This is a genomic window from Rhizobium sp. BK196, from assembly GCF_014193255.1.
Taxonomy (GTDB): domain Bacteria; phylum Pseudomonadota; class Alphaproteobacteria; order Rhizobiales; family Rhizobiaceae; genus Rhizobium.
The window spans coordinates 363,862-375,736 of record NZ_JACHZB010000005.1 but is presented as its reverse complement, the minus strand read 5'-3'; the positions used below and the strand labels follow the sequence as shown (position 1 = coordinate 375,736).

The window sequence follows — 11,875 nt, the reverse complement described above, 5'->3', positions numbered from 1 at the left end:
AGTTGAACTGACATGGTCACCATTCTCGACACGATCAATCCAGACGCAAAGCGCGTGCGGCATCCGGAAAAGGCGCATCGCCCGGATACGGAAGTCCTGCGCAAGCCGGACTGGATTCGTGTGAAGGCGCCGACCTCGAAAGGATACGCCGAAACCCGTTCGATCGTGAAGGAGCACAAGCTCGTCACCGTCTGCGAAGAAGCGGGCTGCCCGAATATCGGCGAGTGCTGGGACAAGAAGCACGCCACCTTCATGATCATGGGTGAAATCTGTACTCGCGCCTGCGCCTTCTGCAACGTCGCGACCGGCAGACCGAACGCGCTCGATCTGGCCGAGCCGGAAAACGTCGCCAAAGCCGTCAAGCAGATGGGCCTGAGCCACGTCGTCATCACATCCGTCGACCGCGATGATCTGGAAGACGGCGGCGCCGAACATTTCGAAAAGGTGATCTGGGCAATCCGTGCCGCATCGCCGCTCACGACGATCGAAATCCTGACGCCCGACTTCCTGAAGAAGCCCGGCGCTTTGGAACGCGTTGTCGCCGCCAAGCCCGATGTCTTCAACCACAATATGGAAACGGTCGCCGGCAACTACCTGACGGTTCGTCCTGGCGCACGCTATTTCCATTCCATCCGCCTGCTGCAGCGCGTGAAGGAACTCGACCCCACCATGTTCACCAAGTCGGGCATCATGGTCGGCCTCGGCGAAGAACGGAACGAGGTTCTTCAGCTCATGGATGACCTGCGCACCGCCGATGTCGATTTCCTGACGATCGGCCAGTATTTGCAGCCGACCCGCAAGCACCACAAGGTCGAAAGATTCGTCACGCCGGAAGAGTTCAAGTCCTACGAGACGGTCGCCTACACCAAGGGCTTCCTGATGGTCGCTTCCAGCCCGCTGACGCGCTCCTCGCACCATGCCGGCGACGACTTCGCCCGCCTAAAGGCTGCACGCGAGAAGAAGCTGCTGCTGGCGGCAGAGTAAGAACTTACCTCTTGGTTTGATGGGACCGCGACGATTTTTGTCGCGGTCTTTTTTGATGCGCTTGTTGTCATCTTCAGGTCACGTGAAGCAGCTAGCCGGTACGCCGCTTTCCCGGTTGCCATTGGCAAACGGCGAGGAGGACTGGAAGTATGCAAGGGCAGGCCGACCAAACGATCAACTATGTCGATGACGTCTTTGCTGCCGGCCGGATCCGTGACGCAAGGCGCATCATGGTCATCGGCTGCTCGGGCGGTGGCAAGTCGACGCTTGCGCAGAAGCTGGCAAGCCATTTCGACTTGACTTACCTGTCCATCGACCGCGACATCAGGTGGCTGCCCGGCTGGGTTCAACGCAGCAAGGAGGAACAATGTCAGCGCATCGTCGACAGGATTGCCGATGAGCGCTGGATTATGGATGGCACCAATACGTCCACGTTCGATATCCGCCTGCCGCGCACGGACATCGTCATTTGGGTGCGAATGCCGCGCCTGCTTTGCATCTGGGGCGTGCTGACGCGCTGGCTGAAGCATCTTGGCCGCTCGCGTCCGGAAATGGCGCCTGGTTGTATCGAAAAGGTCGACTGGCAGTTTCTGGAGTTCATCTGGACGTTCGAGAAGAAGTTTACGCCGCGCATCATTGAAGCGATTGCTGCCTACGGACCGCATGTACCCGTTTTGCAGGTGAAATCCCGTCGCCAGATGCGCGCGCTTCTTGATCTTCTCGGTGTGCCGGCTTAACTGCGCTTCATGCCGCAATTCGAAACGCATCGCCCTGTCCCGCACACGCCCGACCAGATGTTCGACCTGGTATCAGATGTTGAACGTTATCCGGAGTTTCTGCCGCTCTGCGAGGCTCTGTCGGTGAAGAACCGCAAGGAGCGCGACGGCAAGGAGCTGCTGATCGCCGATATGACGGTCGGTTACAAGGCGATCCGTGAAACCTTCACGACCCAGGTCCTGCTGAACAGGGCCGAGCGCGTTATCGACGTTAAATATATCGACGGTCCATTCCGCTATCTCGACAACCGCTGGCGGTTCGTCGTGGCTGATGGAGGCGGCTGCACGGTCGATTTCTTCATCGACTATGAGTTCAAGAGCCGCATTCTCGGCGCCCTCATGGGATCGATGTTCGACCGGGCTTTCCGCATGTTTACGGAAGCCTTCGAAAAGCGGGCAGCAGCGATCTACGGCTGATCGATCAGCGATCGATGAAATGATCGAAGGGGCGGTTCGCGGGATAGGCGTAGGCGCCACGATCGGTGAATCCGTGGCGATAGAGGCAGCCCCTGAGCGCCGCGTTGTAGATCAGGCCATGCGTGTCAGGCGATCCGCGCGTGCCCATAGCTTCCGGCTCGCAGCGACCGAGCGCATGATCATATTTGCGCAGCAGAACCGGATCGGAATCCACCCGCACGCCGCCATAAACCTGATAGTTGGATGGTGCTTCAGCCGCCGAAACGCAGGCGAGGCTCAAGACGACACCAATGCATGCGAAATATCTCATTTGACTGGTTCCTCAAAACTGGCCCTTGCCTGGACGCGGCAGAAACTGAAATTTCTGCCTTTTGTTCCGTCACTCAAATCACACAATTTCGATAAGCATTTGAAGTGCCGTGCGGATCGTTTCGATCCGGACGTCCGTGCGGCCAATGTCTCCGTAGAGCATCTTACGATGGACAAGCTTACCCGAACGCGATTTCGCCGCAAGATGCACCAGCCCGACCGGCTTTTCCGGCGATCCGCCGCCGGGACCCGCAATACCCGTCACAGCGACCGCCAGATGGGCGCGTGAGCGGAAGAGGGCGCCATGCACCATCTGCCGGGCCGTCTCCTCTGAAACCGCGCCGAAACGGATGAGCGTCTCTTCCTGCACGCCGAGCATCTGCATCTTGGCGGTGTTGGTATAGGTCACGAAGCCACGGTCGACGACAGCGGACGATCCTGAAATCTCCGTGAGCGCGCCGGCAATCAGTCCGCCGGTGCAGGACTCTGCCGTCGACACCATCAGGCCCGCAGCCGTGAAATTGTGGATGATGTTTTCCGCCATCGAAGTGATATCTGCGGGAAACAGGCTCATCGCTTGTTGCCTCCATAGACGACGGTTGCCGTTGCGATCGCGGCAATTCCCTCGCGGCGGCCGACGAAACCGATCTTCTCGTTGGTGGTGGCTTTCACCGAGCAGCGCTCGATGTCGATGCCGAGGAACTCCGAAAGATTGGCGCGCATGGCTTCGCGATGCGGCCCGACTTTTGGCGCTTCCGCAATCAACGAGACATCCGCATTGGTGATGGTACCGCCATGATCGCGCACGATTTTTGCGGCATGTTCGATAAAGATACGGGAGGCCGCCCCCTTCCATTGCGGATCGGATGGCGGGAAATGATCGCCGATATCTCCGGCGCCGCAGGTGGCAAGCAGCGCGTCCGTCAGCGCATGCAGCGCCACATCCGCATCCGAATGGCCCTTGAGCTTCTGGTCGTGCGGAATGAAGACGCCGCAGAGCGTCACACCGTCGCCGGGCTCAAGCTGATGCACGTCATAGCCGTTGCCGGTGCGCACATCCGGGATACGAGCGTTTGAGAGCTTGTCGTCGGCCATGGTTATATCGCTTCTGACTGTCAGCTTGACGTTGGCCGGTGTACCCTCGACGATAGTTACAGGAATACCGAGCCACTCGGCAATCGAGGCATCGTCTGTGAAATCCGTCCTGCCACTCGCCGCCGCCTTCTCATGCGCTTCAAGAATGGCGGCAAAATCGAAGGATTGCGGTGTCTGCGCCGCATAGAGCTGGTCGCGCGGAATAGTCTTGGCTACGGTTCCGTCGCTGCCGGCTCGCTTCAGCGTATCGGCGACCTGCACGGCAGGCAGCACTGCCGTCGCGCCGGCCGAAAGCCTATCCGCGATCCGGTCGAGAAGCTGGTGATCGAAGAAGGGCCGCACCGCGTCATGGATTAGCACATGGCTGACGCCCTTATCCCTGAGGTGCCGAAGACCGGCCAGCACCGATTGCTGCCGGGTCGCGCCGCCGTGAACCGTGTCAATCGGTGTGGCGGAGATGATGTGCCGGGACGCTCTTGCGAAGAGTGCTTCGTCATCCGGGTGAATGACGACGACGATGTGCGTTGCCGCTTCCCATGTCATGAAATTTTCAAGCGTGTGGACGATAACCGGCTTGCCGCCTATCATCCGGTACTGCTTGGGGCCTTCCTCATGCGATCCGGCGCGTTCACCGCGGCCCGCCGCAACGACGACAATTCCAGCCGATATCGGTTGCTTACTATGCATTTGCAGCATAAATCCTTGAAATATGCGGAATAGATTTCAGTTGCTCTATCGTCTTGCTCGGACCTTTTCCAGCATTTGCCCAAAAAATATCAATTCGGGCTCGACCCTCTTGGCAAGCCGCAGAACTATGGCTAAAAATAATGCAGCTACATGGTGTGCCTGAAAGATAGTCATTTGATTTCCAAAGATCTCGCAACGCCTTTTCGAATCGGACCCGTGTCCGTGCAGAACCGCGTTGTGCTTGCGCCTATGTCGGGTGTCACGGACATGCCGTTCCGTCAGCTTGCCTGGCGCCATGGCGCAGGCCTCGTCGTGACCGAAATGGTGGCGAGCCGGGAACTGGTGAATGACACCGCTGAGTCCTGGTCGCGCCTGCGGGCTGCCGGCTTTCGTCCTCACATGGTGCAGCTCGCCGGTCGCGAGGCATATTGGATGGCCGAAGCCGCCAAGATCGCGGCCGATCATGGCGCCGACATCATCGACATCAATATGGGCTGCCCGGCCAAAAAGGTCATCGGTGGCTATTCCGGTTCGGCACTGATGCGCGACCCGGATCATGCGCTCGAGCTTGTCGAGGCTACCGTCAAGGCTGTCGATATCCCCGTGACGCTGAAGATGCGTCTCGGCTGGGACGAAAATTCCATTAACGCGCCCCATATAGCCATGCGCGCCGAAGAGGCGGGCGTCAAACTCATCACCATCCATGGCCGCACCCGCATGCAGTTTTATACGGGCAGGGCGGATTGGGATGCCATTCGCCTCGTACGCGATGTCATTTCCGTGCCGCTGATCGCCAATGGCGATGTTGAGACGGCTGAGGATGCGCAGGAGATCCTGCGCCGATCGGGCGCCGATGCTGTCATGATCGGCCGCGGCAGCCAGGGCAGGCCGTGGCATGCCGGTGTACTGGCAGGTGCCCGTGAACCCGAGCGCGAGGAGATCGCTGCCATTGCCGTCGAGCACTATCGCATGATGCTGGAATTCTATGGCGAGGCTGTTGCCGTCAGGCACGCCCGCAAACATCTCGGCTGGTATCTGGAGCGTTTCGCGCCGGATCTTCCGGGCGAGCAAAAGGCTGCGATCATGACATCGCGCGATCCTATTGATGTGATTGCTCGCTTCAGCGATGCGATAGCGGCAGGTGCGGTAGAGCGGCGGGAGGCTGCATGAGCACGGACGGCACAGCTTCTTGCGAGAACGCAGTCAACACGATGGCAATGGCGGTGCTGAACGCCATCCAGAATCCCGTCGTCATGGTGGATGAGGGCGGTTTCATCGCCTTTGCGAACTGGGAAGCCGAAGCCTTCTTCGGCGCCAGCGCTGCGCATCTCTCCCGCTACCGCATCTCGACCTTCATCCCCTTCGGCAGCCCGCTTCTCGCGCTGATCGATCAGGTGCGCGAACGCAAGGCACCCGTCAACGAATACCGCGTCGATCTGAGCTCACCGCGCCTCGGCCAGGACAAGCTCGTCGATCTCTATGTCGCGCCTGTCATCGCCGAGCCGGGCTCGGTCGTCGTCGTCTTCCAGGAACGGTCGATGGCAGACAAGATCGACCGGCAGCTGACGCATCGCGCAGCCGCCCGCTCGGTCACGGGTCTCGCTTCCATGCTCGCGCATGAGATCAAGAACCCGCTTTCCGGTATCCGGGGCGCCGCCCAGCTTCTCGAACAGTCCGTCATCGACGACGACCGCGCCCTGACGCGGCTGATCTGCGACGAGACGGATCGCATCGTCTCGCTGGTCGATCGCATGGAAGTCTTTTCCGACGAGCGCCCAGTCGACCGTGTGCCGGTCAATATCCATTCGGTGCTCGATCACGTGAAGGCCGTTGCCAAGGCAGGCTTCGCCCGCAATATCCGCGTCACCGAGAATTACGACCCGTCGCTGCCGGCCGTCTATGCCAATCGCGACCAGCTCGTGCAGGTCTTCCTCAATCTGGTGAAGAACGCTGCCGAAGCCGTCGGCGACCGGCCGGACGGCGAGATCATCCTGACGACGGCCTATCGTCCCGGCATCCGCTTATCCGTTGCCGGCACGCGCGAGAAAATCTCGCTGCCGCTGGAATTCTGCGTCATCGATAATGGTCCCGGCGTGCCGACGGACCTGCTGCCGCATCTTTTCGACCCCTTCATCACCACCAAGACCAATGGCAGCGGTCTCGGCCTCGCCCTCGTTGCCAAGATCATCGGCGATCACGGCGGCATCATCGAATGTGACAGCCAGAACAACCGCACGATTTTTCGCGTCCTCATGCCGGCCTCCAAGGATGCCTCGCTTGATGACGCCGGTATTGCAAGCTCGACAGGACCCAATAGATGACAGCCACGATCCTCGTTGCAGATGACGATGCGGCCATCCGCACGGTGCTCAATCAGGCCCTGAGCCGCGCCGGTTATGATGTGCGCATCACTTCCAATGCCGCGACGCTGTGGCGCTGGGTTTCGGCCGGCGAGGGCGATCTCGTCGTGACCGACGTCGTCATGCCGGATGAGAACGCCTTCGACCTTCTGCCCCGCATCAAGAAGGCGCGGCCGGACCTGCCCGTTCTCGTCATGAGCGCGCAGAACACCTTCATGACGGCGATTAAGGCGTCGGAAAAGGGCGCCTATGATTACCTGCCCAAGCCCTTCGACCTCACGGAGCTGATCGGGATCATCGGCCGGGCGCTCGCCGAACCGAAGAGAAAACCGGCCAAGCTTGATGACGACACGCAGGACGGCATGCCGCTCGTCGGCCGCTCGGCGGCGATGCAGGAAATCTACCGCGTTCTCGCCCGTCTCATGCTGACGGACCTGACGCTGATGATCACCGGCGAGTCCGGTACCGGCAAGGAGCTTGTGGCGCGTGCGCTGCACGATTACGGCAAGCGCCGCAACGGCCCCTTCGTCGCCATCAACATGGCCGCCATCCCGCGCGACCTCATTGAATCTGAACTCTTCGGCCACGAGAAGGGCGCCTTCACCGGTGCGCAGACCCGCTCCACCGGTCGTTTCGAACAGGCTGAAGGCGGCACGCTGTTCCTCGATGAAATCGGCGATATGCCGATGGATGCCCAAACGCGTCTTCTGCGCGTGCTGCAGCAGGGCGAATATACGACCGTCGGCGGCCGGACGCCGATCCGCACCGACGTGCGGATCGTGGCGGCAACCAACAAGGATCTGAAGCAGGCAATCAATCAGGGCCTGTTCCGCGAAGACCTCTATTACCGACTCAATGTCGTGCCGCTGCGCCTGCCGCCGCTGCGCGATCGTGCGGAAGATATCCCGGACCTCGTCCGCCATTTCGTCCAGCAGGCCGAAAAGGAAGGCCTCGGCTCCAAACGTTTCGATCAGGAGGCGCTGGAGCTGATGAAGGCCTATGCCTGGCCCGGCAACGTGCGCGAACTGGAGAACCTTATCCGCCGCCTGATGGCTCTTTATCCACAGGATGTCATCACCCGCGAAATCATCGACGCCGAGCTTCGCTCTGATGTCCCCGATAGCCCGATCGACAAGGGCCCGATCCGCAGCGGCACGATGACGATTGCCCAGGCGGTCGAAGAGAACATGCGTACCTATTTCGCCAGTTTCGGCGAAAACCTGCCGCCGCCGGGCCTTTACGATCGCATATTAACGGAAATGGAATATCCGTTAATACTTGCGGCATTAACGGCCACCCGCGGCAACCAGATCAAAGCCGCCGATTTGCTGGGCCTGAACCGCAATACGCTGCGCAAAAAGATCCGCGAACTCGGCATTTCCGTCTACAGAAGCTCCCGTACCGCCTGACCTTCGACCTTGACATTGTGGCAAAGTGCGTTGCATTTTCGCCACAATGCGTTGCTTAAAGGTCACGCATAGGGTTGGACATTCGCCCACGATCGAGCCGTTTGAACGCCGGTTTTCGCAAACCGGCGTTGGTCGGGCTTCTCGTTGGGCGCGACGGCACTGCTGTTCGAAGAGAGGCTGAATGGACGAAGAAGGGGTATCGCCGGGAACGGCGAACGAGTCGGTGACAACGGTGACCGATCGTCGTGCCCTGTTTGCCGTACCCGGTCTGGTGCTTGCCGGCGGCGCCTTGGTGTGCGCAACCGTCACACTCTTCGTGCTGCTCGGCGTAACGCCGATTGCCCCGACCTCGCACGTCGTTATCGGCTCGGTCGTCATCAATTCCTTTTTCGTGCTTGGCCTGATCGCGCTGATCGGTCGTGAATTTGCGCGGCTTTTCAAGGCCCGCACGCGCGGACGCGCGGCTGCCCGCCTGCATATCCGTATCGTGGTGCTCTTCTCGATTGTCGCGATCACGCCGGCGATCCTTGTTGCGATCTTTGCCAGTATTACGCTGAATGCCGGCCTCGACCGCTGGTTTGCGCTCAGGACTCAGGCAATCGTCAGCTCCTCCCGCAATATCGGCCAAGCTTACATGCTGGAAAACGCCAGCTATCTGCAGGGCCAGACGGTGTCGATGGCAAACGACCTTGAGCGCAATCGCGCGCTTTACAGCCTGGACAAGACCGGCTTCGGGGAATTGATGACCCGCCAGGCAAGGGGCCGCGGTCTTCTCGGCGCCTTCCTTGTCGAGCGTGACGGATCAGTTATCGTCCAGGCCGACATCGCTACGGAAAAGCCGTTGCCAGCCATCCCCCAGGATGCGCTGGAAAAGGCTGCTGCCGGCCAGCCGACGCTGATCCCGCCCGGTGTGACCAACCTTGTCGGCGCCATTATCAGACTCGAGTCTATCCCCGGAACCTTCCTCTATACGGTGCGCGCCGTCGACCCCAAGGTCATGAATGCTATGCGCATGATGGAGGAGAACGCCACCGAATATCGTTCGATGGAAGCCGGCCGCGTCTCGCTGCAGATCGCCTTTGCGGTTCTCTATATCGGCTTCGCGCTGATCGTGCTGCTGGCGGCGATCTGGACTGCGATTGCGGTGGCCGATCGCATCGTGCGGCCGATCCGCCTGCTGATTACCGCTGCCGATAGCGTCGCATCCGGCAACATGGATATCGTCGTACCGGTTCATGCGGTCGATGGCGACGTTGCCAGCCTGTCGCGCACCTTCAACAAGATGATCTCGGAAATCCGCACACAGCGTGACGAGATCCTGGAGGCGAAGGACGAGGTAGATGATCGCCGCCGCTTCATCGAGGCCGTGCTCTCGGGTGTGACGGCTGCCGTCATCGGCGTCGAGCAGGACCGGCGCATTACCATCGTCAACAGTTCTGCCGAGACCCTAATGGCGTTGCGGGCCGATGAATTGCTCGGCAAGCAATTGTCGGAAGTCGCGCCCGAAGTGGATCAGGTGCTGACGGAGGCCGCCGCACGTTACCGTGGCGATTTCCGCAAGCAGATCGCGCTGGTGCGCGGCGGCACGGTGCGCACGCTCAGCGTCCAGGTAACCCGCGAAGAAGTGCGAGATCTCAGCGAATCCTACGTCATTACGCTCGATGACATCACGGATCTGGTGATTGCCCAGCGCTCTACCGCCTGGGGCGATGTTGCGCGCCGCATCGCTCACGAGATCAAAAATCCGCTGACGCCGATCCAGCTCTCGGCCGAACGTATCCGCCGCCGCTACGGCAAGCAGATTGACGAAAACGACCGCGCCGTCTTCGACCAGTGTACAGACACGATCATCCGCCAGGTTGGCGATATCGGCCGCATGGTCGACGAATTCTCGGCCTTTGCCCGCATGCCGAAGCCGACGAAGGAGCCGAGCGACCTGCGTGCCATCCTTCACGATGCGATCTTCCTGCGCGAGATGGGCAACAATCATATCTCCTTCCTGCAGGAGCTTGGCGAGGAACGGCTGGAAGGCGCCTTCGACAGCCGCATGCTGGGTCAAGCCTTCGGCAATCTCATCAAGAACGCCGTGGAAGCAATCGAGGCCGTGCCGAGCGAGGAACGCGAATCGCGCAAGATCCTAGTCCGCGCCTCTCTGGACGAGGCGCGCGACCGCTTCACCGTCGATATTATCGATAATGGCCGCGGCCTGCCTGTCGAGAACCGCCACAGCATTCTGGAACCCTATATGACGATGCGTGAGAAGGGCACCGGCCTTGGTCTCGCCATCGTCAAGAAGATCATCGAGGAACATGGCGGGCAGCTCGAACTGCATGATGCACCCGCAGATTTTGACCAGGGAAGAGGAGCCATGATCCGCGTGCATCTGCCACGCCGCGACGTGGCCACAGCCTCGGCAGCCAGTGACAAGGAAAGCGTTTATGGCCTCTGATATTCTCGTCGTCGACGATGAACATGACATTCGCGAGATCGTTGCCGGTATCCTGTCCGATGAGGGTCACGAGACGCGTATGGCGCATGACAGCGACAGCGCGCTGGCGGCAATTTCCGACCGTGTGCCGCGCCTTGTCTTTCTCGATATCTGGATGCAGGGCAGCAAGCTCGACGGCCTCACGCTGCTGGACGAAATCAGGACGCGCCATCCCGAGCTTCCCGTGGTGATGATATCAGGCCACGGCAATATCGAGACGGCTGTCTCCGCCATCAAGCGCGGCGCCTTCGACTTTATCGAAAAGCCGTTCAAGGCCGACCGCCTGATCCTGATCGCCGAGAGGGCATTGGAAAATTCCAAGCTGAAGCGTGAAAACATCGAGCTGAAGCGCCGCGCCGGCGATGCGCTGGAGCTGATCGGCACCTCGGTCGCCGTCTCGCAGTTGCGCCAGACGATCGAAAAGGTCGCCCCCACCAATAGCCGCATCATGATTTTCGGTGCATCCGGCTCCGGCAAGGAGCTTGTGGCGCGCATGATCCACAAGAAGTCGACGCGCGCCAACGGTCCCTTCGTCGCGCTGAACGCGGCCAACATCACGCCCGACCGCATGGAAGTGGCGCTGTTCGGCACCGAGGGTGCACCGGGGCAGGCGCGCAAGATCGGCGCGCTCGAAGAAGCCCATCGCGGCATCCTCTATCTCGATGAAGTCGGCGAAATGCCGCGCGAGACGCAGAACAAGATCCTGCGCGTGCTGGTCGACCAGCAGTTCGAACGCGTCGGCGGCTCCAAACGTGTCAAGGTCGATGTGCGCATCATCTCCTCGACCGCCTACAATCTGGAAAGCCGCATCGCGGAGGGCTGGTTCCGCGAGGATCTCTATCATCGCCTGGCTGTCGTGCCGGTGCGTGTGCCGCAGCTTTCGGAGCGTCGGGAGGATATTCCGTTCCTGGTCGATCAGCTCATGCGACAGATTTCCGAACAGGCAGGCATCCGGCCCCGCCGCATCGGCGATGACGCCATGGCAGTGCTGCAAGCCCATGACTGGCCGGGCAATATCCGCCAGCTGCGCAATAATATCGAGCGACTGATGATCCTTGCCCGCACTGATGGCCCGGATGCGCCGATCACTGCCGACATGCTGCCGACCGATCTTGGCGATATGCTGCCGAAGGTCTCGGCCAAGAACGATTATCACATCATGACACTGCCGCTGCGCGAAGCCCGCGAGATGTTCGAGAAGGATTATCTGATCGCCCAGATCAACCGCTTCGGTGGCAACATCTCCCGCACGGCCGAATTCGTGGGCATGGAGCGCTCCGCACTGCACCGCAAACTAAAGTCGCTCGGCGTCTGATTTTTATCCGGCGCGGGCTCAAGTCGCGCTGTTCC

The 11,875-nt window shown here is 60.5% G+C and carries 11 protein-coding genes; 8 read left to right on the top strand and 3 right to left on the bottom strand.

The annotated features are described in order from the left end of the window. Nucleotides 1-12: 12 nt before the first annotated feature. The 3 genes from lipA to FHT78_RS19235 all read left to right on the top strand — a co-directional run bounded on the left by lipA (nt 13) and on the right by FHT78_RS19235 (nt 2,177). A complete protein-coding gene (gene lipA, locus FHT78_RS19245; RefSeq protein ID WP_183747418.1) occupies nt 13-984 on the top strand; it encodes a lipoyl synthase in 972 nt (323 codons plus the stop codon). A gap of 149 nt (nt 985-1,133) precedes the next feature. Continuing rightward, a complete protein-coding gene (locus FHT78_RS19240) occupies nt 1,134-1,721 on the top strand; it encodes an AAA family ATPase (protein WP_183747415.1) in 588 nt (195 codons plus the stop codon). A gap of 9 nt (nt 1,722-1,730) precedes the next feature. Beyond that, nucleotides 1,731-2,177 carry a type II toxin-antitoxin system RatA family toxin gene (locus FHT78_RS19235; protein ID WP_183747412.1) on the top strand — a complete coding sequence of 149 codons (447 nt, stop codon included), beginning with the start codon at nt 1,731-1,733 and terminating at the stop codon, nt 2,175-2,177. 4 nt (nt 2,178-2,181) lie between these two features. On the opposite strand, the gene FHT78_RS19230 is transcribed toward FHT78_RS19235, so the two are convergent. The 3 genes from FHT78_RS19230 to FHT78_RS19220 all read right to left on the bottom strand — a co-directional run bounded on the left by FHT78_RS19230 (nt 2,182) and on the right by FHT78_RS19220 (nt 4,277). Beyond that, nucleotides 2,182-2,487, bottom strand: a complete 306-nt coding sequence (locus FHT78_RS19230; protein ID WP_183747409.1) for a hypothetical protein — start codon at nt 2,485-2,487, stop codon at nt 2,182-2,184. Between the two features lie 78 nt (nt 2,488-2,565). Further along, nucleotides 2,566-3,060, bottom strand: a complete 495-nt coding sequence (locus FHT78_RS19225) for a CinA family protein (protein WP_183747406.1) — start codon at nt 3,058-3,060, stop codon at nt 2,566-2,568. Next, on the bottom strand, nt 3,057-4,277 hold the full coding sequence (locus FHT78_RS19220) for a bifunctional 2-C-methyl-D-erythritol 4-phosphate cytidylyltransferase/2-C-methyl-D-erythritol 2,4-cyclodiphosphate synthase (protein WP_183747402.1): 1,221 nt from the start codon (nt 4,275-4,277) through the stop codon (nt 3,057-3,059). The genes FHT78_RS19225 and FHT78_RS19220 overlap by 4 nt, the downstream gene beginning before the upstream one ends. Before the next feature lie 141 nt (nt 4,278-4,418). Here FHT78_RS19220 and dusB point away from each other — a divergent pair, with 141 nt between their 5' ends. From dusB to FHT78_RS19195, 5 genes are all read left to right on the top strand, one after another. Then, the gene (gene dusB, locus FHT78_RS19215; protein WP_183747399.1) at nt 4,419-5,438 is read left to right on the top strand and encodes a tRNA dihydrouridine synthase DusB; all 1,020 of its coding nucleotides are present in this window, start codon (nt 4,419-4,421) and stop codon (nt 5,436-5,438) included. Further along, nucleotides 5,435-6,589: a nitrogen regulation protein NR(II) gene (locus FHT78_RS19210; protein WP_183747396.1), complete on the top strand. Its 1,155-nt coding sequence runs from the start codon at nt 5,435-5,437 to the stop codon at nt 6,587-6,589. Before dusB ends, FHT78_RS19210 begins: the two co-directional genes overlap by 4 nt. Then, nucleotides 6,586-8,037 carry a nitrogen regulation protein NR(I) gene (gene ntrC / locus FHT78_RS19205; protein ID WP_183747393.1) on the top strand — a complete coding sequence of 484 codons (1,452 nt, stop codon included), beginning with the start codon at nt 6,586-6,588 and terminating at the stop codon, nt 8,035-8,037. Before FHT78_RS19210 ends, ntrC begins: the two co-directional genes overlap by 4 nt. A 181-nt stretch (nt 8,038-8,218) precedes the next feature. Continuing rightward, nucleotides 8,219-10,486 carry a PAS domain-containing sensor histidine kinase gene (locus tag FHT78_RS19200; protein ID WP_183747390.1) on the top strand — a complete coding sequence of 756 codons (2,268 nt, stop codon included), beginning with the start codon at nt 8,219-8,221 and terminating at the stop codon, nt 10,484-10,486. Continuing rightward, nucleotides 10,476-11,840 (top strand): sigma-54 dependent transcriptional regulator, encoded by a 1,365-nt coding sequence (locus FHT78_RS19195; RefSeq protein ID WP_183747387.1) that lies wholly within the window; start codon nt 10,476-10,478, stop codon nt 11,838-11,840. The genes FHT78_RS19200 and FHT78_RS19195 overlap by 11 nt, the downstream gene beginning before the upstream one ends. Nucleotides 11,841-11,875 lie beyond the last annotated feature (35 nt).

Coding starts and splice junctions, on each gene's coding strand:
- lipA (WP_183747418.1), top strand. CDS start 13: ATGGTCACCATTCTCGACACGATCAATCCAGACGCAAAGCGCGTGCGG.
- FHT78_RS19240 (WP_183747415.1), top strand. CDS start 1,134: ATGCAAGGGCAGGCCGACCAAACGATCAACTATGTCGATGACGTCTTT.
- FHT78_RS19235 (WP_183747412.1), top strand. CDS start 1,731: ATGCCGCAATTCGAAACGCATCGCCCTGTCCCGCACACGCCCGACCAG.
- FHT78_RS19230 (WP_183747409.1), bottom strand. CDS start 2,487: ATGAGATATTTCGCATGCATTGGTGTCGTCTTGAGCCTCGCCTGCGTT.
- FHT78_RS19225 (WP_183747406.1), bottom strand. CDS start 3,060: ATGAGCCTGTTTCCCGCAGATATCACTTCGATGGCGGAAAACATCATC.
- FHT78_RS19220 (WP_183747402.1), bottom strand. CDS start 4,277: ATGCTGCAAATGCATAGTAAGCAACCGATATCGGCTGGAATTGTCGTC.
- dusB (WP_183747399.1), top strand. CDS start 4,419: ATGGTGTGCCTGAAAGATAGTCATTTGATTTCCAAAGATCTCGCAACG.
- FHT78_RS19210 (WP_183747396.1), top strand. CDS start 5,435: ATGAGCACGGACGGCACAGCTTCTTGCGAGAACGCAGTCAACACGATG.
- ntrC (WP_183747393.1), top strand. CDS start 6,586: ATGACAGCCACGATCCTCGTTGCAGATGACGATGCGGCCATCCGCACG.
- FHT78_RS19200 (WP_183747390.1), top strand. CDS start 8,219: ATGGACGAAGAAGGGGTATCGCCGGGAACGGCGAACGAGTCGGTGACA.
- FHT78_RS19195 (WP_183747387.1), top strand. CDS start 10,476: ATGGCCTCTGATATTCTCGTCGTCGACGATGAACATGACATTCGCGAG.